Consider the following 22,104-nt stretch of genomic DNA (forward strand, 5'->3'; position numbering starts at 1 on the left):
GAACCGATCGACGTACGTACGAATGGGAAGTCGCAGCAGATGCCGCAGCCAAGCCCCCTCCCCAGCGCCCGGCGCCGCCGCCTCGGGGTCGAGTTGCGCCGGCTGCGCGAACGGGCCGACCTGACCGCCACGCAGGCCGCCGCGCTGGTCGGAGCCACACAGTCACGCGTGAGCAACATCGAAGCGGGACGCTACGGAGTGAGCGCCGACCGCGTGCGCACGATCGCCCGGCACTACGACTGCACGGACGAGCCCCTGATCGACGCGCTCACCACGCTGACCGGCGAGCGCCGGCGCGGCTGGTGGGAGGAGTACAGGGACATCCTGTCTCCCCGGATGCTGGACCTGACAGAGGTCGAGCACCACGCCACCGCGCTGCGCGTGGCGCACATCATCAACATCCCCGGCCTGCTCCAGACCGCCGATCACGCCCGCGCTCTGTTCGGCCACACGGTGCCGCCACTGAAGCCCCACGAGATCGAGCACCGCGTCTCGCACCGCATCAAGCGCCAGGAAATCCTGCACCGTGAACAGCCGCCGCCCTACACGGCGATCATCCACGAGGCGGCACTCCGCATGCGGTTCGGTGACCGCGTCACTGTCCGAGGCCAGCTCCACCACCTCAACGAGCTCAGCGAACTGGACGACGTCACGATCACCGTCATCCCCTTCGCCGGCGGCCCCTTCCACACCTCGGGCCAGGGCATCGACTACTTCCACGGCCAGGTGCACCAGTTGGACACCGTCCAGCTCGATACCGACCACGGGGCGGAACTCATCGACGCTCCCGCCCAGTTGGAGCGCTACCAACGCATCCTGGACCGCGCCGGACAAGCGGCGCTCACCCCGGCGAAGTCCCGCGACTACATCACCCGACTCGCCAAAGACCTCTGAAGGAGCCCTCCATGACCGAACCGCACTGGCAGAAGTCCACGTACAGCCAGGAGGCCTCCGCCTGCGTCTACTTGGCCACCGCCCCCGCCGGAACGATCCTGCTCCGCGAAAGCGACGAACCGGAAACCATTCTCACCACCGGCCCCCGCCAACTCGGCGCGCTGATATCCACCCTCAGATCCCCGCACGGAGCGGAGCGAAGCGCCTCGCGCGCCAACCCGTGATCCGAACGTCGGACAGGTCACTTCCAGGTCCGCGCGGTCGCCGCGAAGAGATCCGGATCGCTGTGGACGGGGATGACGCACAGCAGGTGTCCACCCCGTGCCCGCAGCACCTGGCACCGGGCCCCAGGAGGCGGTCGACTTCGGCATCGACGTCGTCGGTTACTCCCCCGCCCGGGTGACCCCCACGGTCAGCCCCCCTCGGCGTCGGCGTCAACACACCTAATCTGATGGCATGTCAGATGACCAGTCGTACGAGCTGCTCGGATTCGACAACCTGTTGCTGCCCGTCGGGGATCTCGCCGAGGCCTTGGCCTTCTACGAGCGCGCCGGGTTCGCGGTCGGGTTCCGGTTCGACGAGGGCGGGATCGCCCAGTTGAAGGTCGGGGGTGAGATGCCCGGCATCCTGCTGCGCCAGGAAGAGGGCATGGGGCACCGGCCGCCGCCCTGGCCCCCCACGCGCGCGTGGCTGGAGGTTGCGGACGCGCGGGCGGCGGCCCGGGCGCTGGCCGACGCGGGGATCGCTCCGATCGACCCGCCATTCTCCACCGCCACCGGGTGGACCGTCGAGGTCGCCGACCCGTGGGGGAACATCCTCGGGCTCACGGACTACAGCAAACGACCAGAGATCGGCCGAAGGCCCTGACGTCCACGTGACGCAGCCCTCACCCGCCCATCACCCCTCCTCGTTGAACACGTTCAAAAACAGGTCTACAGTCATGCCTGTCAGCTTTTTGAACGTGTTCAAGAAGGGGTGGGGGGCATGGACCGTACGGTCATCGCCTACGTCATCTACCTGCTGGTCAGCATCGCGCTGACCATCTGGGTGGCCCGGACGCTCAGCCGCAACGGGCGGATCTTTCTCGCCGACGTCCTGCACGGGAACGAGCAGCTCGCCGAAGCCGTCAACCATCTCCTGGTGGTCGGCTTCTACCTCGTCAACCTCGGCTTCGTCGCGCTCTACCTGAGCGGCGACGGGACCATCGACGACACCCGCGAGATCTTCGAGGCCCTGTCGACGAAGCTCGGCGTGGTCCTGCTGGTGCTCGGCGTCATGCACCTGGGCAACGTGTACGTGCTCAACCGGATACGGCGGCGCGGGGTGCTGGAGCGGGAGCAGGTGCCGCCCGTCGCACCGCAGGGCTGGGTCCCGCCCACGGCACGGGCGTGAGCACCGTGACCACACCTGGGGACCGGGACACCGCGCGTGTCCCGGTCCGCGGGCTCACCGTCCTGTACGACGCCGAGTGCTCCCTGTGCGCCTTCCTGCGCGACTGGCTCGTACGGCAGCCGCAGTTGGTGCCGCTGGAACTGGTGCCGGCCGGGTCGGACGAGGCCCGGGTCCGGTTCCCCGGCCTGGACCACCGGGCCACCCTCGACGACGTCACCGTCGTGGGGGACTCAGGGCAGGTGTACCGGGGTGCGGCCGCCTGGGTCGTCGTGCTGTGGGCACTGCGCGAGCACCGGCCGCTGTCGCACCGGCTGAGCACGCCGTCCGGGGCGCGGCTCGCCAAGGGGGCCGTACTGGCCGCCGCCAAGTGGCGCGGCTCGCAGTGGGGAAGGTCCGAGTGGGGCGGGCAGACGTACCGGCGATCGGACGGCTGGGTCTACGACCCCCGGCAGGGCTGGACCTACCGCGCGTCGGGCTGTGACGGCGGGGCCTGTCCCACTGGTTAGGCTCCTTACGTGCCCGCGAACAACGACGGCCCCGACGAGGTCGGCCCCCAGAGCAAGTCCGAGCAGACCCGTGCGCTGATCCTGGAGACGGCGATGCGGCTGTTCCAGGAGCGGGGGTACGACAAGACGACGATGCGGGCCATCGCCAAGGAGGCAGGGGTCTCCGTCGGCAACGCCTACTACTACTTCGAGGGCAAGGAACATCTGATCCAGGGCTTCTACGACCGGATCGCCGCCGAACACCGGGCGGCGGTCCGCGAGGTCCTGGAACGGGAGACCGACCTTGAGGCACGGCTCGCGGGCGTACTGAGGACGTGGCTGGACGTCGCCACGCCGTACCACGAGTTCGCGGTGCAGTTCTTCAAGAACGCCGCCGACCCGGACAGCCCGCTCAGCCCCTTCTCGCCGGAGTCGGAGCACGCGCGCGTGGCGGCCATCGAAGTCCACCGCGAGGTGCTTGCCGGCGCGACGAGGACGAAGGTCCCGGAGGAACTGCGGGACGTGCTGCCGGAGTTGATGTGGCTCTCACAGATGGGGCTCGTGCTGTACTGGATCTTCGACCGGACGGACGGCCGGGAACGCAGCTACCGGCTCGCCGAGCGGGGCGCGCGGCTCACCTCGCGGGGCGTGGTCCTGGCCCGGTTCCGGGTGCTGCGACCGCTCGTACGCGAGGTGCACGAGCTGTTCACGGACTTCCTGCCGGGAATGACGAGGGCTCTGCCGGACCCGGGGGGCAAGGGGCGGCAGGCCGAGTGATCGCTTTCGGGTGATGCGGAACCGAACGGGACGGTCGGCCTGCCCACGACGACGGTCCCGTCGGCGCCGGGGTCACCCCCGACGCCGACGGGATGGCCGGACGCGGCCGGTGCCCCAAAAGGCAACGTTCGCCCCGTCGCAACGTTGCCTGCCGCGGCACTAGTTGACCGCGTCCACCTCTCCCTCCGCGAGTTCCACGTCATGCACCAGTGGCCCGTTCTCGACGATCACCTGCCGTGCCTTCGAGCCGTACGGTGTCGCCGTCGTGGCCAGCAGGTAGGTGCCCGGTTCCGGTACCGAGACGATGTACGAGCCGTCCGCGAGGGACGTGACCCCGTCCAGCCGGCGTCCGCCCGTCGTCAGCAGGGTCACGGTCGCGTTCTCCACCGGTTCGCCCTCCGTGGTGCGGACGTAACCGTGGACCACCGAGGCGCCGCCCTCCGCCGAAGGCTCCTCGGGGGATTCCTGCTCCTCCTTGGGCTCCACCGCGAGATGCGGCAGCCGCTTCTCCAGCCCGGCCGGCAGCCACCAGTTGGAATTGCCGAGCAGGTGCATCATGGCCGGCACCAGCGCCGTACGCAGGATGAAGGCGTCGAGGGCCACGGCGGCCGCCAGGCCGACGCCCGCCATGGCCGCGCCGGCGTCGCCGCTCAGGACGAAGGCCAGGAAGACGCACACCATGATCAGGGCCGCGGAGTTGATCACGCGGCTGGTCTCCGCCAGACCGACCCGTACCGCGCGGGCGTTGTCCTTGGTGTGGACCCACTCCTCGTGCATACGGCTGACCAGGAAGACCTGGTAGTCCATCGAGAGGCCGAAGAGCAGGGACAGCATGATGACCGGCAGGAAGGCGTTGATCGGGCCCTCCTTGCCGAGGCCGAGGAGGTCGAGTCCCCAGCCCCACTGGAAGACCGCGACGAGGACGCCGAAGGAGGCCGCCGCCGCGATCAGGTTCATCAGCGCGGCCGTCAGCGGCACCACCAGGGAGCGGAAGGCGACCAGCAGGAGCAGGAAGCCCAGGCCGATGATCGTCGCGATGAAGAGGGGCAGACGGTCGCCCGTCACCGTGGCGAAGTCCTTGGAGACGGCCGTGACGCCGCCGACGTGGGCCTTCACCCCCGCCTGCGGGATCACCTCGTCCCTCAGCGTGTCGATGAGGTTGTCCGTCTCCTCGGACTGCGGTGACGTGGTCGGGACGACCTGGATCACGGTCACGCCCCGCGCGGGCGGCAGCGCCGCGACCTGGGCGACCCCGGCCGTGTCCTTGATCCCCCGGACCAGCGCGGTGGTGTCCCCGCCGTCGGTGACCACCTGGAGCGGGCCGTTGAAGCCGGGCCCGAAGCCCTCGGCGAGCAGGTCGTACGCCTTTCTGGTGGTCGTCGTCGCGTCGTCGTTGCCCTGGTCGGTGGCGCCCAGGCGCAGTGACAGCACCGGCAGCGCGAGTACGGCCATGACGACGAGGGCGAGTGTGGCGATCCGGCGCGGGCGCTTCTGCACGCCCGTGGACCAGCGGGCGGCGAGACCGCTCGCCTTCTCCGGCTCCGGACCGCTCGCGGCGAGCCTGCGCCGCTGCCGGCGGCTGAGCACCCGCGGGCCGAGGAAGCCGAGCATCGCCGGCAGCAGGGTCGTGGCGGCCAGCACGCTCAGCACCACGGTCAGGGAGGTGCCGATGACGACACCGTCCAGGAAACGCAGGTTCGTCACCAGCATTCCGGCGAGTGCGATGCACACCGTGCCGCCCGCGAACAGCACGGCCCGGCCGGAGGTGTCGAGGGCGACGACCGCCGACTCCTCAGGCGCCATCCCCTTCAGGATGCCGCGCCGGTGGCGGGTGACGATGAACAGGGCGTAGTCGATGCCGACGCCGAGGCCGATCAGGGTGGCGAGCAGCGGGGCCAGGTCGGGGATGTCGGTGGTGTGGCTGAGCAGCTGGGTGGAGAACATGCCCGTGCCGACGCCGAAGATCGCGATGGCGAGCGGGAGCAGCATCGCGAAGAGCGAACCGAAGGCCAGGAACAGGACGACGGCCGCCGCCAGGATCCCGATCATCTCCGCGAGTCCGGTGGGCGGTTCCTGCACCCGCTGGATCGCCTGGCCGCCGAGCTCGACCTCCAGTCCGTCGCGTTCGACGCCCCGCGCGGTGTCGACGACGTCCTGGACGAGTTCCTTGGGGACCGCGTTCGCCTGGTCGGCGAAGGTGATCTGGGCGTACGCGATCCGCCCGTCGCCGCTGACCTGTGCCGCGCCCCCGGCGCCCGCGTAGGGGCTGGTGACCCCGCCGACGCCCTTCATCCCGGCTATCTCGTCGAGTGCGGGCTGGATCCGGGACCGTACCGCCTGGTCCCGTACCGTCCCGGTGTCGACCTTCCACACCACCGTGTCGGTGTCGCCCGCGCTGTCCGGGAACGCCTTCTCCATCAGGTCGTACGCGCGCTTGGAGTCCGTGTTCGGGAGGGAGAAGACGTTCGCGTAGTCCGTGCCCGCCGCCGAGGCCGAGAAGCCCAGGCCGAACAATGCCCCCACCCACAACAACAGGACCACCAGCCGGTGCCGATAGCACCACCGTGCCAATGCCGCCACGCTCAACAGCTCCTCAGTCGTCGGTTGGTCCCCCAGGTCCTGGACAACAGGATTGGCCGCACCGCGCGCGTGTGGGGGCGGCTCGCCATGACTCTCAAGGAACTCCAAAGCTGCGAACCGACCCGGCTGTCAGTGGCGCCGCCGATACTGGGGGCATGTCGACGGCTCCAGGCACCGTGCTGGTCGTGGAGGACGAACCGAGCATCGCGGACGTCCTCTCCATCGCCCTGCGCTACCACCGGTTCGAGGTCATGACGGCGGGCACCGTCCGGGAGGCGCTCGCGCTGGCCGGGCGCACCCGGCCCGACGTGGCGCTGCTCGACGTCATGCTGCCCGACGGGGACGGCCGGGCCCTGGGCCGCCGGCTGCGCGCCGGACAACCCGGTCTTGCGCTGGTGTTCCTGACCGCCCGCGACTCACCCGCCGAGATCGTCGGCGCGCTGGAGTTCGGCGACGACTACATCACCAAGCCGTTCAACATCGACGAGGTCATCGCCCGGATATCGGCCGTCCTGCGCCGCACCCTCCCGCACGCGCGATCGGACTCCCGCGAGGGCACCGCCCTGGCCGACGTCCTGCCGCAGCGACCGCCCCTGCGCTACGGCGACCTCGAGCTGGACGAGACGACGTACTCGGTGCACCGCGCGGGACGCACGGTCGAGCTCACCCCCACCGAGTACGCCCTGCTGCGCTTCCTGGTGCGCAACGGCGGCCGGATCGTGCCCAAGGAGCAACTCCTGCGCCACGTCTGGCAGTACGAGCACACCCCGCCCGAATCGACCGTCGTCGAGACCTACATCAGCTATCTGCGGCGCAAGCTCGACCCACTCGGCCCGCCGGTGATCACCACCCGGCGGGGCGTCGGATACGGGCTGGCATGAGGTTCCCGAAAGCTCCCTGGTTTCCCGCCCTCCACCTGTCGCGCTGCACGCACGGCGTCCGCTCCCTGCGCGCCCAGCTGACACTGGCGAACGTGGCGTTGCTGGCCCTCGGAATCGTCGCGGCGACCGCCGTGAGCGTGATGGGCATGCGGTACTACCTGCTCGACCAGATCGACGCGGGGCTGGTCAAGACCCGGAACTCGCTGAGCAGTTCGCAGCTCACCCTGCGGCAGATCGACTCGCTGAGCGTGCTGGGCTTCCTCCACGACCGCGTCGCGCCGGGGACCGCGGCGGAGGACCCGAGACCGGACTCGATCTTCGCCGCCGTCGACAGCCGGGGCGAGCCCGTCGGCATCCTCGGGTTCAAGCCGACCGACGCCCAGCGCGCCCTGGCGGCCGCGGTCGACGACCCGCGCGCGCTGACCGAGGACACCGAGCCGCACGACCTGACGGTGCACGGCGCCGCCTACCGTGCGACGGCGACCCGCCTCGCCGACGGCACGTACATCCTGCTGGCCAGCTCGGCCGACGCCCTCCACCAGGGCGTCGGCAAGGCCGTCAAACTGGACCTCACCATCGGCACCCTGCTGCTCGCGCTGCTGGCCTGTCTCACGATGTTCAGCGTCCGGCGCCGGATGCGGCCGCTGGAGGACATGGTGGAGACCTCGTCGGCGATCGCCGAGGGCGACCTGACCCGGCGCGTCCCCTCCAGCCGTGAGGCCACCCTGGAGGTCGAACAGCTGCGGCTCGCCCTCAACTCCATGCTCCACCAGGTCGAGTCGGCGCACCGCACACGCGAGCACAGCGCGGCCCAGCTGCGCCGCTTCGTCGCCGACGCCTCGCACGAGTTGCGCACCCCGCTGTCCGCGATACGCGGCTACCTCCAGCTGTACGACAAGGGGATGCTCAACGACCCGGCCGACCGCAAACGCGCCTGGGAGCGGGTGCTGGCGGAGGCGGACCGCATGGGGCGCCTGGTCGACGAACTGCTCACCCTCGCCCGGCTCGACCAGCAGCCCGAACTGCGCTTCCGGAACGTCGACGTGAGCCGCCTGGTGCGGGAGGCGGCCGAGGACTTCCGGGTGCAGCAGCCCGAACGACCGGTCACCGTCGGCGCCGAGGGCACCCTGTTGGTACGCGCCGACGAGTCGGGGCTGCGGCAGGTGCTCGGCAACCTGCTGGGCAACGTGCGCACGCACACGCCCGCCGACGTGCCGGTGCGGCTGGCCGTCGAGCGTACGGACGGGGCCGTACGGCTGTGCGTCTCGGACGAGGGCCCGGGGCTCCGTCCGGAGGACTCGGCCCGCGTCTTCGACCGGTTCTTCCGGGCCGGAGGGGGTGCGGGAAGCGGGCTCGGCCTGGCGATCGTGCAGGGGGTCGTGCAGGCACACGGTGGCGAGGTCGCGGTGCGGACGGCGCCCGGCGAGGGGCTGGCGGTCACCGTCACGCTGCCGGCCGGGGCCACCCCGCCGTAGGTCCGCTTCGCGACCGTACGGCTCAGGGGGCGGAGCGCACGACGGCCCACACCGTCTTCCCGTACCGGCCCCCGCTCCCCACGCCCCAGGCCGCCGCGACGCTCTCCACCAGCCGCGGTCCGCGGTCGGCGTCCTCACCCGCACCGACCAACCGCAGCCGGGGCGGCCCGGCCTCGTCCGACACCTCGACGAGACAGGAGCCGTCGGCGAGCGCCGTCACCGCCACCTCGAACTCCCGCTCCGGGCGGGCCTTGTCGAGGCCCGGGAAGCCCGGGGCGGCAGCACCGCGGCGTACGACGTCGGTGGCCGGCTCGGACACGACCAGCACCGCGTCCTGGAGCATCGGCTCGTCGAACGTGTGCCCCCACTCGGCCAGATGGTCCCGGACCATGCGGCGGGCGAGACCGACGGAGGCCGGATTCCGGGGCAGCACGAAGGCGTTGCGTCTGAGCACCGCGGGATCGCGTCAGATCCAGGTCAGGCGCCAGAGCCGGAAGACCCCGGTGCCGTCCGACAGGTACTGGCCCCCGCCGACGTCCTCGCTGCCCACGACGTACTCCTTCGCCTGCCACAGCGGGATGACCGGCACATCCGCCGCGACCGCCTGCTGCAGCTCCCGGAAGTCCTCGGTGGCCTCGCCGCGGTCGGCGTACCCGCGGCCGCTCTGGATCAGGTGGTCGACGAGGCCGCTGCTGTAGCCGGTGTTCATGGTGCCGTCGGTGCCCACGAGCGGGGCGCCGAAGGTGTCCGCGTCGGGATAGTCGGCCACCCAGCCGACGGCGTACGCGTCCAGCTTGCCGGTGGCCCACCGCTTCTGGAAGTCGGACCACTCGTAGCCCTTGACCGTCACCTTGAACAGGCCGCCCGTCTCCAGCTGCCGCTTGAGTTCCGCGGCCTCCGCGGCGGCGGCGCCCCGGCCGGCGCCGTAGCCGTAGGTGAAGCGGATGGGCAGCGTGACACCGGCCTCGGTGAGCAGCTGCTTGGCCTTCGCGGTGTCCGGCTTCGGGTAGGCGTCGAAGAACGACGTCGTATGGCCGGTGATACCCGTGGGGATCAGCGAGTACAGCGGGTCCACGGTCCCGTCGTACACCTGGGCGGCGAGCTGCTCCCGGTCGACGAGCCAGGCCATGGCCTGACGGACCTTCGTCTCGTGCAACGGCGAACCCGTGCGGGTGTTGAGGTAGAGGTTGCGGGTCTCGGCGCTGTCGGACTCGGAGACGCGCCGGCCCGGGTCGCTCGCGTTCAGCCCGGCGAGGACCTGGGGCGGCAGCTGGCGGGTGGCGACGTCGACCCGCTTCGCCTTCCAGGCACTGTCCAGCTTGTTCGCGTCGGCGTAGTAGAGCAGGTCGACGGGCCGTCCGGTGTCCTTGACGGCGCCCTCGTAGTTCCCGTTGGGCGTGAGGCGGGCCTTCTTGTTCTTCGTATACGCCGTCAGTTCGTACGGGCCGGTGCCGTCCACGCCGTTGTCGGTGCGCTGCCCGTCGGCGGGGTACTTGGTGCGGTCGACGATCGAACCGGCGCCGGTGGCCACCTTGAACGGGAAGGTCGCGTCCGGCGAGGAGAGGTGGAAGGTGACTTTCAGGCCATCCGCGCTCACCGAGGCGAGGGTGTCCAGCAGGGCGGAGGGGCCGACGTCCGACTTGATCTTCTTGACCCGGTCGAAGGAGTACTTCACGTCCTCGGCGGTCATCGAGCGGCCGCTCGGGAAGGTGAGGCCCTCGCGCAGGGTGCAGCGGTAGGTGCGCAGGTCGTGGCCCACGAAGCCACAGCTCTCGGCCGCGTCGGGCACGGGTGAGGCGCCGCCCGGCTCGTAGGTCAGCAGTGACTGGAAAACGTTGCTGAACAGAGCCCACGACCCGGCGTCGTAGGCCGCTGCCGGGTCGAGCGACGTGACGGCGTCCGTCGTACCGACCTGGATGGACTTGTCCGAGTCCCCCTGCGACGGCAACAACTGCCAGCCGCCGACTCCCACAGCCGCCAGTACGGCGAGCATCGCGAGAATCCGCATGCGAACCGATCGCATCGGTTTGCCCTCCCCGGACCCCCGGGGGCCCCAGTGCACAGGCCACTCCCCTAGTGGCGCGGCTCACCTAACCACAGGTGTTTCTCCTGGCGGAAGAGTGATTTGGTGAGTTGGGGAAGAACTTGCCGCAAGCGGTTTCCGGAACGTTTCACAGCCTCCTCACAGAATCCGCGGCGAAGGCCCACCGGCTCGCGTGCGTGCTCCGTGCGGGGCGGGTGCGGGCCGTGAACCGGCGGGCGCGGAAAGGCTGTTCGCGCCTGGGCGAGGCCGTCTTCCCGCCCGGGCCGTAAGCCGTCACGCCTGTAGCGAGGCCAGTTCGATCACCGTGATGTCGGACGGTGCGCCCACGCGCGTGGGAGGCCCCCACGCGCCCGCACCCCGGCTGACGTACAGCTGGGTGTCGCCGTAGCGCTCCAGTCCGGCCACGGTCGGATTCGCGGCCTCGGCGATGAGGCTGCCGGGCCAGAGCTGGCCGCCGTGGGTGTGGCCGGAGAGCTGGAGGTCGACGCCGTGCTCGACGGCGTCGTGGATCTGGACCGGCTGATGGGCGAGCAGCACGCACGCGCGGGCCCGGTCCCGGTCGCCGAGGGCCCTGGTGAAGTCGGGACCGTGGCCCTCGCTCTCGCCCGCCACGTCGTTGACACCGGCGAGGTCGAAATGGGCCAGCTCGGTGCGGGCGTTCTCCAGCGGGCGCAGTCCGAGCCGGCGTACCTCCTCGACCCACTGCTCGGCGCCGGAGAAGTACTCGTGGTTGCCGGTGACGAAGAAGCTTCCGTGCCGGGCCCTCAGCCGGGCGAGGGGCGCCGCCGCCGGGCCCAGGTCCTTCACGCTGCCGTCCACCAGGTCGCCGACGACCGCGATCAGGTCGGGCTGGGTCGCGTTGACCGTGTCGACGACCTTCTGGGCGAAGCCCCGCCCCAGGACCGGGCCCAGGTGGATGTCGCTGACCACCGCGATACGGTAACCGTGCGCCGCGCGCGGGAGCTTGGCCAGCGGGACGGTGACCCGCTTGACCCGCGGCCCGCGCAGCACGCCGTACGTGCCGTAGCCGACCGTCCCGACGGCCGCCGCCGCCGCGGCACCGCCGACGACACGGGAGACGAACAGGCGGCGCGAGGGGGCGGCGACGAGCCGGGGCGACTTCGCGGACTCCTGTTCCTCGCGTGCCCCGCGTGCCCCGCGGTCCTCGCCCGCGTCGCGAGACTCGGGTGCGTCGTGTCCGTGGTGCGCGCCGTGTCCGTCGTGCACGCGGCGTTCGTCGTGCGCGTGGCGTTCGTCGTGCGCCTCGCGTTCGTCACGTGGCGCGGGTGTCTCGCGCGGTCCGCCCGCCGGGACCCGTTCCGGGCGCGGTGCGGGCAGCCCGGTGGGGGCCCGCCTCTCCAGGACGCGTCGCAGCAGCGGCCGTACGACCTCTCCCGCCAGCAGTGCCAGCAGCAGGTATATCGACAGCGCCAGCCACAGGAAGCCGGGCCAGGCCAGCACCTGCTGGAGCCAGAAGGGCGCGCCCGTGCGTTCGGCGACGAGCGCTCCGATCGCCAGCACCCAGCCGCCCGCGACGAGGACCGCCCCCGCTCGGCGCGCCCGACCCGGGCCCCGGGTCGTGTCGCGGAACAGACGGCGCCACAGGTACCAGTTGGCCGCCACCACGACGGCCAGCGCGGCCAGCGCGATCAGGACGAAAAGTATGACCACGGTGTCGTGTCCTCCGTCGTGGGCCGGGCGGTCGGTCGGTGCTGCGGTCGGCCGATCAGTCAGCCGATCAGTCAGCCGATCGGTCTGCCGATCGGTCGGCTATGACGTGCGGCGCAGTGCGCGCAGTCCGCGCAACCCGATGCCTCCGATGACCGTCCCCAATACGAAGGACACGACCGCGAGCAGCAGGTGCACCCAGAAGTACGCCGTCGGCCGGCCGTCGTCGAAGGCGAGCCCGCTGCCGTCCTTGACCAGGTTTTTGACGAAAGTGACCCAGATGATCCAGCTCCACACCCCGAAGGCGAGCAGGAACCAGGAGAGGGGGCGGCTGAGCTTCATGACCTCAGTATCGCCGTCCCGTGTCCGGTTCCATGACCGGGGTGGGGAGGGCGGTGGGACTTCGCCGCGCACGGCAGGTACGTTCTCCGTCGTGCCCGCATCCCACCGGACCGGCAGGCGATCCCTGCTGGTCGCTTCCGCGACCCTCGTGTCCCTCGCGCTGACCGCGCCCGCCTCCCTGGCGGCCCCCGTCCCGTCGCCGGGCAAGTCCGGGAGTCCGTCGCCGAAAAAGTCCGCGAGTCCGTCGCCGGAAGGTTCGGCGAGTTCGTCGGCTAGTCCTTCGGTCACTCCCCCGGCGAACATGTCCGCCGTCGGCGGCGCCCGCCTCGCGCAGGCCGGCCCGCAGGTCAACCTCGCGACGGGTGTCCCGGTACTGCCGAAGGACCTCACCGCGCGCTCGTGGATCGTCTCGGACGCCGAGTCCGGCCAGGTGCTCGCCGCGCACAACGCGCACTGGCGGCTGCCGCCGGCGAGCACCCTGAAGATGCTGTTCGCGGACACCGTCCTGCCGAAGTTCCCGAGGACGGAGAAGCACAAGGTCCGGCCCACCGACCTGGCGGGGATAGGGGCCGGCTCCAGCATGGTCGGGATAAAGGAGGGCGAGACGTACACGGTCCACGACCTGTGGCTCGGCGTCTTCCTGCGCTCCGGCAACGACGCGGTGCACGTCCTGTCCGCGATGAACGGCGGCGTCGACAACACCGTCCGGGACATGAACGAGCACGCCGAACAGCTCCAGGCCCTCGACACGGACGTGGTCAGCCCGGACGGCTACGACGCCCCGGGCCAGGTCTCCTCCGCGTACGACCTGACCCTGTTCGCCCGCTCCGGACTGCAGAAGAAGGACTTCCGCGAGTACTGCTCGACGGTCACGGCGAAGTTCCCGGGCGAGACGACGAAGAAGAAGGGCAAGTCGGTCCGCGGCTCCTTCGAGATCCAGAACACCAACCGGCTGCTCAGCGGCGACTCCGACATCTCCGTCTACCAGGGCATCGCGGGCGTCAAGAACGGCAACACCACCAACGCGGGCGCCACCTTCACCGGCGTCGCCGAACGCAACGGCAAGGTGCTGCTCGTCACGGTCATGAACCCGGAGAAGAACGAGCACAACGAGGTCTACAAGGAGACCGCCAAGCTGTTCGACTGGGGTTTCCGGGCAGTCGGCAAGGTCCAGCCGGTGGGTGAACTGGTGCCGCCGAAGGGCACCGCGCAGGCGAGTGCCCAGCCGGGCGCGAACGCCTCCGGCGAGGCGGGCGGCGCGGGAAGCGGCGGGCCGTCGGCAGCGGGCGCGGCCGGGGAGTCGACGAAGCCGGTGGTGAGCGCCACCTCCGAGGGCGGATCCGGCGGCATGGGGATCGCGCTGGCGATCACCGGCGGGCTGCTCGCACTGCTCGCGGCGGGCGCGTACCTGGTCAACCGCCGCTGGCCACTGCCGGATCTGGTACGGCGTCGTCGTTGACCTCGGGAGCCAACTCGACCTCCTTGCTCTGCGTCGCCGTCCAGGAGGCGCAGAACAGCACCAGCTTCGAGGTGAAGTTGATCCACAGCAGCAGCGCGACGGGGACGCCGAACGCTCCGTACATGCTCTTCGCGGCCACGCCCTGCATGTAGCCGCTCAGCAGCAGCTTCAGCAGTTCGAAGCCGACCGCGCCGATCAGCGCGGCCACCATCAGGCGATGGCGCCCCGGTTCGACGCCGGGCAGCAGCGTGAGGACGTACAGGAGCAGCAGGAAGTCGGCGAGTACGGCGACCAGGAACGCGGCGGTCCGCAGCAGGACGCCGCCCCAGCCGCCCTCGTCGACGCCGAGCTGACGGATGATCCAGCCGACCATCGCGGAGGCGACGGTGGACGTGGCGAGCGTGACCAGAACCGCGCCGCCGAGCCCGACCAGGATGCCCAGGTCCTTGGCCTTGCGCAGGACCGGGTTCTCCTCCTCGTCGGGCAGCTCCCACACCGCCCGGAGGCACTCGCGCATCGAGCCGGCCCAGCCGATGCCGGTGAACAGCAGGACGGCGCCCGCGATGAGGCCGATGGCACCGGCGTTCTGCACCAGCCCCTCGATGTTCAGCTGGTCGGCGATGCCGGGCACCTGCTCGGTGATCTTGTCCTGCAGATCGTTCTGCTGGTCGGTGCTGAGGGTGGCGGCGGCGATCGCGGCGGCCACGGTGAGCAGCGGGAAGAGCGCGACGAAGCTGGTGAAGGTCATCGCGGCGGCCAGCCGCGTCCAGTGCACCCGGTCCAGCCGCAGGTAGGAGCGCCACGCGTGCGTGCGGGTCAGGCGGGTCACCAGCGGCCCGACGCCCGGGAGCTTTTTCAGCCAGTCCATGATCCGACCCTGCCCTCGCTAGTCCATGATCCCACTCTGCCCTGGTGGCGGAAGACCCATGTACGGGTGCCCCAAAAGCGCAGGACAGTGGCCAGTGCCATGCCGATTCCCGCCCCGGAGACGGTGTCGGCGCGCTGCGAGGTGTAGCCGAGGCCGTAGTGACTGACGGTGAGGCAGAGCAGCTGGACGAGGGCGCCCGCGGCGTTCACCGCGAAGAAGACGGCGTAGGGGCGCAGGCCTTTGGACCGCAGGTGCCGGTAGGTGCCGAGGGCGTTGCCCGCGTACGCCACCGAGCAGCCGGCGACGAACGAGAGCACCTTCGCGCTCAGCGGGGCCAGACCGGCGGGGCCGCGCAGGTACGTGAAGAGGGCCAGGTCGGCGGCGTAGGCGAGGAGCCCGACGACGGCGAAGCCCAGCAGCTCACGCCGACCCGGCCACGCGCGCGTGCTCACCGGTCGCCAACGGGGGTCGAGGACGCGGGCGCGGTCACGAGGCCGCCACCGCCGGACGCGCACACACGCGCGGTCACGAGACCGCCACCGCCCGACGCGCACACGCGCGTGATCACGAGACCGCCACCGCCCGACGCGCACACGCGCGCGGTCACGAGGCCGCCACCGCCGGACATGCACGCGGGCGTGATCACTGTTTCCCCGCGCCGGTCACCCATGCGTGCTCACCAGTTCGCCACGGCCAGGCCGTACATCGCGAGCCAGACCAGGCCGATCAGGGCGAGCGCGCGGTCGCGCAGGACGACCTCCTCGGGTTCGCCCGCCGTGCCGCGGTCGGCGAAGACGGCGTACCGGAGGATCGCGAGGACGAAGGCGATCACGGACAGCTGGCGCCAGGGCAGCACGCTCGTGTGCGGCACCCCGCCCTCCTCCAGGGCCCACAGGCAGTAGCCGAGGACGGCGACGCCGGCCGCCAGCTGCCATACGAAGCGCAGGTAGCCGGTGGTGTACTCGGTGAGCAACGCGCGCGTGGCGCCCGCCTTTCCGGCCATCTGCACGGCTTCGGAGTAGCGCTTGGCCGCCACCATGAACAGCGCGCCGAAGCCGGTGGTGATCAGGAACCAGCGCGACAGCGGGATGCCGAGGGCGAGGCCGCCGATGACCGCCCGCATCAGGAACCCGGTCGTCACGACCACGAGGTCGACGACCAGAACGTGCTTGAGGCTGACGCAGTACGCCAGTTGCATGCCCAGGTACGCCGTCAGCAGCGCCGCGACCACGGGCGAGACGAGCCAGGCCGCAAGGGCGGGCCCGAAGACCGCGAGGGCACCCCCGACGGCGTACGCGAACGGCACCGGGACCTGTCCGGCGGCGACCGGGCGGTGGCACTTGGTCGGGTGGGCGCGGTCGGCCTCGGCGTCACGGGCGTCGTTGATCAGGTAGACGGCGGCGGCGCAGGCGGTGAACAGGGCGAAGACGAGCGGGAGTCGGGCGACGGCCTGACGGGAGAAGAGCTGCCCGGCCGCGGCCGGGGCGGCGACGACCAGGACGTTCTTGACCCACTGTTTGGGGCGGGCGGTCCTGAGAAGGCCTCGCGGAAGGGATCCGGGCCGGGGTGGCGGGACGGGCCTGCGGGCGGTGCGCTGCTCGTGGAGCGCGGTGCGCGCGGTGTCCGTCAGCGGCGCGGTCTCAGTCATCCGGGCACCCGTTCACCCAGCGCGCTCCGACGCGCGCGGTGAGTGCCCCGAGGGCGGCGCCCGCCGCCACGTCCGAGGGGTAGTGGACGCCGACGACCAGCCGCGACACGCACATGGCGGCGGCGAGCACGGGGATCACGCGCGCCCCGAGCGCGCCGTAGGCGACGGCGGCCGCCGCCGCGGACGTCGCGTGCGAACTGGGGAAGGAGTGCCGGCCGGCGGTGCGCACCAGGGGCTCGACGTGTGTGGGGCGCGGACGGCGCACCACCCGCTTCACGCCCATGCTGACGAGGTGCGCGCCCGCCGTGAGTGCCGTGCCCCGCAGCCACGCGCCACGCCGGGCGCCGTCCACGGCCGCTCCCGCGAGTCCCGCCGCGAGCCACAGCGCACCGTGTTCACCGGCCCGGGACAGGGCACGCGCGGCGCCGGCGACGCGTGGGTCTCCGGCGCGGGCGCGGAGTGCGGAAAGGATTCGGTGATCCACACCTCGGAGGCTTCGTCGGTCCATGTCGTCGAGGTCGTCCATGTGGACTCACTGTTCACGTCAACACCGCCGGAACTCCGGCAATATTGAGCGACATCCCATTAATCACCCATTTCGGGGAGGCTGTGTATGTTTCAGAACTAATCGTCCACATAAGGGCGATACGGTCGCCAGCATGCCTGCCGACACCGTTTCCGTCACGGGATGGGGACGCACCGCTCCCACCACCGCCCGCCTGATCCGCCCGCGGACCTACGAGGAGGCCGCGGCCGCGGTCCGGGACTGCGGCACCCGCGGAGGCATCCCCCGGGGGCTCGGACGGGCGTACGGGGACGCGGCGCAGAACGCCGGCGGAGCGGTGTTCGACATGACGGGGCTGGACCGCGTCCACGCGATCGACGCCGACGGCGGGACCGTGCTGTGCGACGCAGGAGTGTCCCTGCACCGGCTCATGGAAGTGCTGCTGCCGCTCGGCTGGTTCGTGCCGGTGACCCCCGGCACGCGCTACGTCACGGTCGGCGGCGCGATCGGCGCGGACATCCACGGCAAGAACCACCACGTGTCGGGCTCCTTCACCCGGCACGTCCTGTCCCTGGAACTGCTCACCGCCGACGGCGAGATCCGCACGGTGAGCCGCGGCACCCCCCTGTTCGACGCCACCGCGGGCGGCATGGGCCTGACCGGCGTGATCCTCACCGCGACCGTCCAACTCCAGCCTGTGGAAACCTCCCTGATGTCGGTCGACACCGAGCGCGCGCGGGACCTGGACGACCTCATGGCGCGCCTGACGGCCACCGACCACCGCTACCCCTACTCGGTCGCGTGGATCGACCTGCTGGCCCGCGGCGCGGCGACAGGTCGCGCCGTCCTCACGCGCGGCGCGCACGCGCCGCTGGACGCACTCTCCGCACGCGCGCGCAGAGCCCCGCTGTCCTTCCGCCCCGGCCGGCTCCCGGCACCCCCCGCCTTCCTCCCGGAGGGACTGCTCAGCCGCAGGACCGTGGGCTGGTTCAACGAACTCTGGTACCGGAAGGCGCCCCGCGCGCGTACCGGTGAACTCCAGCGCCTCGCCACGTTCTTCCACCCCCTGGACGGGGTGCCGCACTGGAACCGGATCTACGGCCGCGGCGGCTTCGTGCAGTACCAGTTCGCCGTCGGACACGGCCGGGAGGAGACCCTGCGCCGGATCGTGCGGCGCCTCTCGCAGAGCAGGTGCCCGTCCTTCCTCGCCGTCCTCAAACGCTTCGGCGACGCGGACCCGGGCTGGCTCTCCTTTCCCCTGCCCGGCTGGACGCTCGCCCTGGACATCCCCGCCGGACTGCCCGGGCTCGGCGCCCTCCTCGACGAACTCGACGAGGAGGTCGCCGCGGCCGGCGGGCGGGTCTACCTCGCCAAGGACTCCCGGCTACGGCCCGAACTGCTCGCCGGGATGTACCCGCGGCTGGACGACTTCCGCGCCCTGCGCGCGGAGCTGGACCCGCGCGCGGTGTTCACGTCGGACCTTGCCCGCCGGCTCGGGCTCTAGGGCCTGCCCTTCACTTCGGTCGCTTCGGTCGCTTCGTTTGTTCGTTTGTTCGTTTGTTCGTTTGTTCGGGCAATGGTTTGGCCCTTGTTCTGGTCGTTGTTCCGGCCCTGTTCTGGTCGTTCGTTTCGGGCCTGTCGGCCCGCGCCATCCTTTAGGAGCTGTCGTGAAGGACGCCTTCGGCATTCCCCAGTCCCTGCTCGTCCTCGGCGGTACGTCCGAGATCGCGCTGGCCACCGCCCGCCGGATGATCGCCCGCCGCACCCGCACGGTGTGGCTGGCGGGGCGCCCCTCCCCCGCCCTGGACACGGCCGCCGCGCAACTGCGCGCGCTGGGGGCCGCTGTGCACACCGTCGCCTTCGACGCGCTCGACCCCGAGTCCCACGAGGCGGTGCTCGGGAAGGTCTTCGCCGAGGGCGACGTCGACATGGTGCTGCTCGCCTTCGGAATCCTCGGCGACCAGGCGCACGACGAGCGTGAGCCGGTGAACGCGGTGCGCGTCGCCCAGACCAACTACACGGGCGCGGTGTCGGCGGGCCTGGTCAGCGCCGGCGCACTGCAGGCCCAGGGCCACGGCTCCCTCGTGATCCTCTCCTCCGTCGCCGGCGAACGGGCCCGCCGCTCCAACTTCATCTACGGCTCCAGCAAGGCCGGCCTGGACGCCTTCGCCCAGGGGCTGGGCGACGCCCTGCACGGTACGGGCGTCCACGTCATGGTCGTACGCCCCGGGTTCGTCCGCTCGAAGATGACCGCCGGACTTGAGGAGGCCCCGCTGGCGACGACGCCGGAAGCCGTCGCGGCGGCCGTCGAGCTGGGGCTGCGCAGGCGGTCGGAGACGGTGTGGGTGCCAGGGGCACTGCGGATGGTGATGTCGGCGTTGCGCCACCTGCCGCGTTCGGTGTTCCGACGCCTGCCGGTCTGACGGCTTCGGGACGGTGTGACGGCCTGTCGGGGTCCCGGTGATCGCCGGCCTGACGGCTTCGGGACGGTGTGACGGCCTGTCGGGGTCCCGGTGATCGCCGGCCTGACGCCTTCGGGGCGGTGGCACCGTCCCGACGCCTACCGTCCGGCGATGCGCGGGCGGCTCAGCGGGTGTGGATCGAGCCGCGCTCGACGTGACCCGCCTGCGGCGGTACCACCGGGCCCCCGAAGACGTACTCCCGGAGCTGGCGCCACACGCCGTCGGCGCCCTGTTCGTAGAGGGCGAAACCGGTGCACGGCCACTGGGCCTCGTAGTCGGCCAGCTCCTCGAAGGCGCGGTCCATCGCGTCCTCGCCGATGCCGTGCGCCACGGTGACGTGCGGGTGGTACGGGAACTGCAGCTCGCGTGCCACCGGGCCGGAGGCGTCGCGGACCTGCTTCTGCAGCCAGGTGCAGGCCTCGGCGCCCAGGACGAGCCGGAGGTAGACGACCGGCGACAGGGGCCGGAAGGTGCCCGTGCCGGACAGTCGCATCGGGAACGGCCGGCCGGCCCCGGCGACCTCGGTGAGGTGCGCCTCGACGGCCGGCAGCTCGCTGTCGTCGACCTCCGTCGGCGGCAGCAGGGTGACGTGCGTGGGGATGCCGTGGGCCGCGAGGTCGCCGAAGCCCGCGCGCAGCTGCTGGATCAGGCTGCCGTGAGGCTCCGGGACCGCGATCGACACGCCGATCGTTACGGTCCCCACTGCGTCTCCTGTCGTCGTGTCTGTTTTGTTCTCAGCCGTCCGGCTATCGACTGTACGGCCATGGCTGTGCTGTGGGCAGGCGCAGTCGTAGTGATGTGCAGCGCTCTGCCCAGTGGTACGTGTGCGCCGTGGCGCTCAGTGCTTGGCGGGCAGGAAGCCCACCCGGTCGTACACCTGGGAGAGGGTCTCCGCGGCGACGGCGCGGGCCTTCTCCGCACCCTTGGCAAGGATCGAGTCGAGCGTCTCGGGGTCGTCCAGGTACTGCTCGGTGCGTTCCCGGAACGGCGTCACGAACTCGACCATGACCTCGGCGAGGTCCGTCTTGAGCGCACCGTAGCCCTTGCCCTCGTACTTCTCCTCCAGTTCCGTGATACCCGCCCCGGTGAGGGTCGAATAGATGGAGAGGAGATTGCTGACGCCGGGCTTGGCCGCCGGGTCGAAGCGGATCACGGTGTCCGTGTCGGTGACGGCACTCTTGACCTTCTTGGCGGTGGCCTTGGGGTCGTCGAGGAGGTTGATGAGGCCCTTCGGCGTGGACGCCGACTTGCTCATCTTGATCGACGGGTCCTGAAGGTCGTAGATCTTCGCCGTCTCCCTGAGGATGTACGGCTTGGGGACGGTGAACGTCTGGCCGAAGCGGCCGTTGAAGCGCTCGGCGAGGTCACGGGTGAGCTCGATGTGCTGGCGCTGGTCCTCGCCGACGGGGACCTCGTTGGCCTGGTACAGCAGGATGTCCGCGACCTGGAGGACCGGGTACGTGAACAGGCCGACCGAGGCGCGGTCGGCGCCCTGCTTGGCGGACTTGTCCTTGAACTGGGTCATGCGCGACGCCTCACCGAAGCCGGTGAGGCAGTTCATGACCCAGGCGAGCTGGGCGTGCTCGGGGACGTGGCTCTGGACGAAGAGCGTGCAGCGCTCCGGGTCGAGGCCGGCCGCGAGGAGCTGGGCGGCGGCCAGCCGGGTGTTCGCGCGCAGCTCCGCCGGGTCCTGCGGGATCGTGATCGCGTGCAGGTCGACGACCATGTAGAACGCGTCGTGGGACTCCTGCAGGGCCACCCACTGGCGGACGGCGCCGAGGTAGTTGCCGAGGTGGAACGAGCCCGCGGTGGGCTGGATTCCGGAGAGCACTCGCGGGCGACGCTGCATGGCGGAGCCATTCGCCTGGGGGTGGCGGTGGGCGACGGGTGGGCGGTCAGAGGCCATGCTCACCATTCTCTCAGGTCCCGGGGTGCGGTCCGGAACTGATCCGGGACAGGTGGGAACCGATACCCCTTCGGCGGTGTAACAAGGGTGTGAGGACGCGGGAGGGGGGCCGCATCGTCGATGAGGCCGCGGTGATCGCACGCGTACGCGCCGGAGAGCCGGAGGCGTACGCGGAGCTGGTGCGGGCCCACACGGGCATCGCACTGCGGGCGGCCGCGGCGCTCGGAGCGGGTGCGGACGCGGAGGACGTGGTGCAGCAGGCCTTCGTCAAGGCCTACTGCTCGCTGGGGCGGTTCCGGGCGGGCGCGGCGTTCAAGCCGTGGCTGCTTTCGATCGTCGCCAATGAGACGAGGAACACAGTGCGGACGGCGGCCCGTCAGCGCACGCTCGCCGGCCGTGAGGCGGCCTTCGCGGAGGCGGAGCCGCTGATACCGGAGGCGACGGACCCCGCGACGGCCACCCTGAAGTCGGAGCGCCGCACGGCGCTGCTCGCGGCCCTGGAGAAGCTGAGCGCGGAACACCGTCTGGTCGTCACCTACCGCTATCTCCTGGAGATGGACGAGCCGGAGACGGCCCAGGCCCTGGGCTGGCCACGCGGCACGGTGAAGTCCCGGCTCAACCGCGCGCTGCGAAAGCTGAGCCGGCTGCTGCCGGGCCTCGAACCTTGGGAAGGGGGTGACGAGCGTGAGTGACGAGCGCGACGCGTACGACGGCGAGG

Annotated in this window: 23 protein-coding genes; 12 read left to right on the top strand and 11 right to left on the bottom strand. The window is 71.1% G+C overall.

Features of this window, described 5'->3' with window-relative positions; all coding sequences use genetic code 11:
• The first annotated feature begins 39 nt into the window (after window positions 1-39).
• From OG985_RS19070 to OG985_RS19095, 6 genes are all read left to right on the top strand, one after another.
• Window positions 40-894 carry a helix-turn-helix domain-containing protein gene (locus OG985_RS19070; protein ID WP_371669554.1) on the top strand — a complete coding sequence of 285 codons (855 nt, stop codon included), beginning with the start codon at window positions 40-42 and terminating at the stop codon, window positions 892-894.
• 11 nt (window positions 895-905) lie between these two features.
• The gene (locus OG985_RS19075) at window positions 906-1,118 is read left to right on the top strand and encodes a DUF397 domain-containing protein (RefSeq protein ID WP_371669555.1); all 213 of its coding nucleotides are present in this window, start codon (window positions 906-908) and stop codon (window positions 1,116-1,118) included.
• Window positions 1,119-1,350: 232 nt separating this feature from the next.
• A complete protein-coding gene (locus OG985_RS19080; RefSeq protein ID WP_371669556.1) occupies window positions 1,351-1,761 on the top strand; it encodes a VOC family protein in 411 nt (136 codons plus the stop codon).
• 117 nt (window positions 1,762-1,878) lie between these two features.
• On the top strand, window positions 1,879-2,286 hold the full coding sequence (locus tag OG985_RS19085) for a hypothetical protein (RefSeq protein WP_371669557.1): 408 nt from the start codon (window positions 1,879-1,881) through the stop codon (window positions 2,284-2,286).
• A gap of 5 nt (window positions 2,287-2,291) precedes the next feature.
• Window positions 2,292-2,792: a thiol-disulfide oxidoreductase DCC family protein gene (locus OG985_RS19090; RefSeq protein WP_371674429.1), complete on the top strand. Its 501-nt coding sequence runs from the start codon at window positions 2,292-2,294 to the stop codon at window positions 2,790-2,792.
• 9 nt (window positions 2,793-2,801) lie between these two features.
• Entirely contained in the window at window positions 2,802-3,548 is a 747-nt protein-coding gene (locus OG985_RS19095) for a TetR family transcriptional regulator (RefSeq protein ID WP_371669558.1), read from the top strand.
• Between the two features lie 159 nt (window positions 3,549-3,707).
• On the opposite strand, the gene OG985_RS19100 is transcribed toward OG985_RS19095, so the two are convergent.
• Window positions 3,708-6,119: an MMPL family transporter gene (locus tag OG985_RS19100; protein WP_371674430.1), complete on the bottom strand. Its 2,412-nt coding sequence runs from the start codon at window positions 6,117-6,119 to the stop codon at window positions 3,708-3,710.
• A 164-nt stretch (window positions 6,120-6,283) separates the two neighbouring features.
• Here OG985_RS19100 and OG985_RS19105 point away from each other — a divergent pair, with 164 nt between their 5' ends.
• Both OG985_RS19105 and OG985_RS19110 read left to right on the top strand, forming a co-directional pair.
• Window positions 6,284-7,009 carry a response regulator transcription factor gene (locus OG985_RS19105; protein ID WP_371669559.1) on the top strand — a complete coding sequence of 242 codons (726 nt, stop codon included), beginning with the start codon at window positions 6,284-6,286 and terminating at the stop codon, window positions 7,007-7,009.
• Window positions 7,006-8,484, top strand: coding sequence for a sensor histidine kinase (locus OG985_RS19110; protein ID WP_371669560.1), 1,479 nt, complete (start codon window positions 7,006-7,008; stop codon window positions 8,482-8,484). Before OG985_RS19105 ends, OG985_RS19110 begins: the two co-directional genes overlap by 4 nt.
• A gap of 22 nt (window positions 8,485-8,506) precedes the next feature.
• Here OG985_RS19110 and OG985_RS19115 read toward each other — a convergent pair whose 3' ends face one another.
• From OG985_RS19115 to OG985_RS19130, 4 genes are all read right to left on the bottom strand, one after another.
• Window positions 8,507-8,938 carry an ATP-binding protein gene (locus tag OG985_RS19115; protein ID WP_371669561.1) on the bottom strand — a complete coding sequence of 144 codons (432 nt, stop codon included), beginning with the start codon at window positions 8,936-8,938 and terminating at the stop codon, window positions 8,507-8,509.
• 12 nt (window positions 8,939-8,950) lie between these two features.
• A complete protein-coding gene (locus tag OG985_RS19120) occupies window positions 8,951-10,507 on the bottom strand; it encodes an ABC transporter substrate-binding protein (RefSeq protein ID WP_371669562.1) in 1,557 nt (518 codons plus the stop codon).
• Window positions 10,508-10,801: 294 nt separating this feature from the next.
• Window positions 10,802-12,199, bottom strand: a complete 1,398-nt coding sequence (locus OG985_RS19125; protein ID WP_371669563.1) for a metallophosphoesterase — start codon at window positions 12,197-12,199, stop codon at window positions 10,802-10,804.
• A 99-nt stretch (window positions 12,200-12,298) separates the two neighbouring features.
• Window positions 12,299-12,538, bottom strand: a complete 240-nt coding sequence (locus OG985_RS19130) for an SCO4848 family membrane protein (RefSeq protein ID WP_371669564.1) — start codon at window positions 12,536-12,538, stop codon at window positions 12,299-12,301.
• Between the two features lie 91 nt (window positions 12,539-12,629).
• Between OG985_RS19130 and OG985_RS19135 the strand changes: the two genes are divergently transcribed.
• Entirely contained in the window at window positions 12,630-13,997 is a 1,368-nt protein-coding gene (locus OG985_RS19135; protein ID WP_371669565.1) for a D-alanyl-D-alanine carboxypeptidase family protein, read from the top strand.
• On the opposite strand, the gene OG985_RS19140 is transcribed toward OG985_RS19135, so the two are convergent.
• From OG985_RS19140 to OG985_RS19155, 4 genes are all read right to left on the bottom strand, one after another.
• Window positions 13,951-14,865, bottom strand: coding sequence for a YihY/virulence factor BrkB family protein (locus OG985_RS19140; protein WP_371669566.1), 915 nt, complete (start codon window positions 14,863-14,865; stop codon window positions 13,951-13,953). The two genes, OG985_RS19135 and OG985_RS19140, sit on opposite strands and share 47 nt — an antisense overlap.
• Window positions 14,853-15,317 (bottom strand): GtrA family protein, encoded by a 465-nt coding sequence (locus OG985_RS19145; protein WP_371669567.1) that lies wholly within the window; start codon window positions 15,315-15,317, stop codon window positions 14,853-14,855. The genes OG985_RS19140 and OG985_RS19145 overlap by 13 nt, the downstream gene beginning before the upstream one ends.
• 224 nt (window positions 15,318-15,541) lie before the next feature.
• Window positions 15,542-16,513 (bottom strand): decaprenyl-phosphate phosphoribosyltransferase, encoded by a 972-nt coding sequence (locus OG985_RS19150; RefSeq protein ID WP_371669568.1) that lies wholly within the window; start codon window positions 16,511-16,513, stop codon window positions 15,542-15,544.
• Window positions 16,506-17,039 carry a phosphatase PAP2 family protein gene (locus OG985_RS19155; protein WP_371669569.1) on the bottom strand — a complete coding sequence of 178 codons (534 nt, stop codon included), beginning with the start codon at window positions 17,037-17,039 and terminating at the stop codon, window positions 16,506-16,508. Before OG985_RS19155 ends, OG985_RS19150 begins: the two co-directional genes overlap by 8 nt.
• A gap of 133 nt (window positions 17,040-17,172) precedes the next feature.
• On the opposite strand from OG985_RS19155, the gene OG985_RS19160 reads away from it, so the two are divergent.
• Together OG985_RS19160 and OG985_RS19165 are read left to right on the top strand one after the other, a co-directional pair.
• Entirely contained in the window at window positions 17,173-18,522 is a 1,350-nt protein-coding gene (locus OG985_RS19160; protein ID WP_371669570.1) for an FAD-binding protein, read from the top strand.
• 163 nt (window positions 18,523-18,685) lie between these two features.
• Complete coding sequence (locus OG985_RS19165) at window positions 18,686-19,441, top strand: decaprenylphospho-beta-D-erythro-pentofuranosid-2-ulose 2-reductase (protein ID WP_371669571.1); 756 nt, start codon at window positions 18,686-18,688, stop codon at window positions 19,439-19,441.
• Between the two features lie 163 nt (window positions 19,442-19,604).
• On the opposite strand, the gene OG985_RS19170 is transcribed toward OG985_RS19165, so the two are convergent.
• Both OG985_RS19170 and trpS read right to left on the bottom strand, forming a co-directional pair.
• The gene (locus OG985_RS19170) at window positions 19,605-20,183 is read right to left on the bottom strand and encodes a 2'-5' RNA ligase family protein (RefSeq protein ID WP_371669572.1); all 579 of its coding nucleotides are present in this window, start codon (window positions 20,181-20,183) and stop codon (window positions 19,605-19,607) included.
• Between the two features lie 135 nt (window positions 20,184-20,318).
• Window positions 20,319-21,329, bottom strand: coding sequence for a tryptophan--tRNA ligase (gene trpS / locus OG985_RS19175; RefSeq protein ID WP_371674431.1), 1,011 nt, complete (start codon window positions 21,327-21,329; stop codon window positions 20,319-20,321).
• 188 nt (window positions 21,330-21,517) lie between these two features.
• On the opposite strand from trpS, the gene OG985_RS19180 reads away from it, so the two are divergent.
• Entirely contained in the window at window positions 21,518-22,078 is a 561-nt protein-coding gene (locus tag OG985_RS19180; RefSeq protein ID WP_371669573.1) for an RNA polymerase sigma factor, read from the top strand.
• Window positions 22,079-22,104: the final 26 nt, after the last annotated feature.

It is taken from the genome of Streptomyces sp. NBC_00289 (assembly GCF_041435115.1).
Lineage (GTDB): Bacteria > Actinomycetota > Actinomycetes > Streptomycetales > Streptomycetaceae > Streptomyces.